3 protein-coding genes are annotated in these 1,659 nt (G+C 65.8%); all 3 read left to right on the top strand.

What is annotated here, in order from left to right:
• On the top strand, positions 1–521 hold a 521-nt coding region (locus MOV75_RS37080), incomplete at its 5' end, for a 16S rRNA (cytidine(1402)-2'-O)-methyltransferase (RefSeq protein ID WP_247007866.1).
• Complete coding sequence (locus MOV75_RS37075; protein ID WP_246926941.1) at positions 508–909, top strand: YraN family protein; 402 nt, start codon at positions 508–510, stop codon at positions 907–909. The genes MOV75_RS37080 and MOV75_RS37075, both read left to right, overlap by 14 nt.
• A gap of 10 nt (positions 910–919) precedes the next feature.
• Positions 920–1,659, top strand: a 740-nt coding sequence (gene gshB, locus MOV75_RS37070; protein WP_247007865.1) for a glutathione synthase, incomplete at its 3' end; no start/stop codon positions are given.

The raw sequence follows: 1,659 nt of genomic DNA, 5'->3' as shown, positions 1-1,659 counted from the left end.
GCCCGTCCTCGGTGCTCGCCGCTTTGTCGGTGGCGGCGCTGCCGACCGACCGCTTCTTCTTCGAGGGTTTTTTGCCGGCGAAATCCGCCGCGCGCCGCGCGCGCCTTGCCGAGCTCGCCCGCATCGATGCGACGCTGGTGATGTTTGAATCCGGCAACCGGGTGCAGGATACGCTCACTGAACTCGCCGAGATCATGGGCACGCGCGAGGCCGCGATCTGCCGCGAACTGACGAAGCTGCATGAGGAGATTTCGCGCGCGAAGCTGGCCGAGCTCGCGCGCGATGCTGATGCGCTGGAAACGCGCGGCGAATTCGTGCTGGTGATCGCTCCGCCGGCGGCCGACTCCGAGGTGCTGACGCCGGCTGCGCTGGACGGTCTCTTGCGCGAGCAGCTTGCCAGGCACAGCGTAAAGGATGCCGTTGCGCATGCGGTCGCGCTCTCGGGACGGCCGCGCCGCGAGATCTATGCCCGCGCACTCGAGCTCGCAAAAGATTCGCGGGGCGGCGATGGCGAAGCCTGAGATCCCGAGGGAACCAAAGATCGCCTCGCCCGAGCGCGTTGCCGCATTCCACACCGGCATCTCGGCCGAGAGCCGTGCCGCCGCCTATCTCATGGCGAAGGGCTATCGCATCCTCGCAAAGCGCTACCGCACGGCGCATGGCGAGATCGACATCGTGGCGCGCCGCCGCAATCTGATCGCGTTCGTCGAGGTCAAGGCGCGGGCGACGCTGGACGATGCCGCCTTCGCCGTGACGCCGCGCCAGCAGCAGCGCATCATCGACGCCGCGCAAGGCTGGCTCGTAGCGCATCCCGAGCATGCCGAATTCGAATTGCGATTCGACGCCATGCTGATTGCGCCGCGCTCACTTCCGCGCCATGTGTTGGCGGCATTCGACGCCTCGACCTGAAAGGCAGACCATGAAACTGAACGTCGCCGTCCAGATGGACCCCATCGCCCGCATCAACATCAAGGGCGATTCCACCTTTGCGCTGCTCCTGGAGGCGCAGAAGCGCGGCCATGGCCTGTCCTATTACACGCCCGACAAGCTCTCGATGGTCGGTGAGGAGATCGTGGCTCCCGTCCAGCTCCTGACCGTGCGCGACGAGCCCGGCAATCATTTCACCCTCGGCGAGCCGAAGCGCGAGGCGCTGAACGGCTTCGACGTGGTGCTGCTGCGCCAGGATCCGCCCTTCGATCTCGCCTACATCACCTCGACGCACATGCTCGAGCGCATCCATCCGAAGACGCTTGTCGTCAACGATCCCGCCTCGGTGCGCAACGCGCCGGAAAAGCTGTTCGTGATGAACTTCCCGCAGCTGATGCCGCCGACGCTGATCTCGCGCGACTTAGATGAGATCAACGCGTTTCGCGACAAGCATGGTGCCGTCGTGATGAAGCCGCTGCACGGCCATGGCGGCGCGGCGGTGTTCCGCGTGATGCCGCAGGACATGAATTTCGGCTCGCTGTTCGACATGTTCTCGGTGACGTTCAGGGAGCCGTGGGTGATCCAGCAGTTCATCCCCGAGGTGAAGCACGGCGACAAGCGCATCATCCTGGTCAACGGCGAGTTCGCGGGCGCGGTGAACCGCGTGCCGGCCGCCGATGACCTCCGCTCCAACATGGTGCGCGGCGGCGCGGCGCAGGAGACCGAGCTCAC

This window comes from Bradyrhizobium sp. PRIMUS42 (genome assembly GCF_023006515.1).
Taxonomy (GTDB): domain Bacteria; phylum Pseudomonadota; class Alphaproteobacteria; order Rhizobiales; family Xanthobacteraceae; genus Bradyrhizobium.
This window is presented reverse-complemented; position numbering and strand designations above follow the sequence as displayed.

What these genes read in the sequence shown, in the direction of transcription:
- MOV75_RS37075 (WP_246926941.1), top strand. Translation starts at nt 508, where the DNA reads ATGGCGAAGCCTGAGATCCCGAGGGAACCAAAGATCGCCTCGCCCGAG.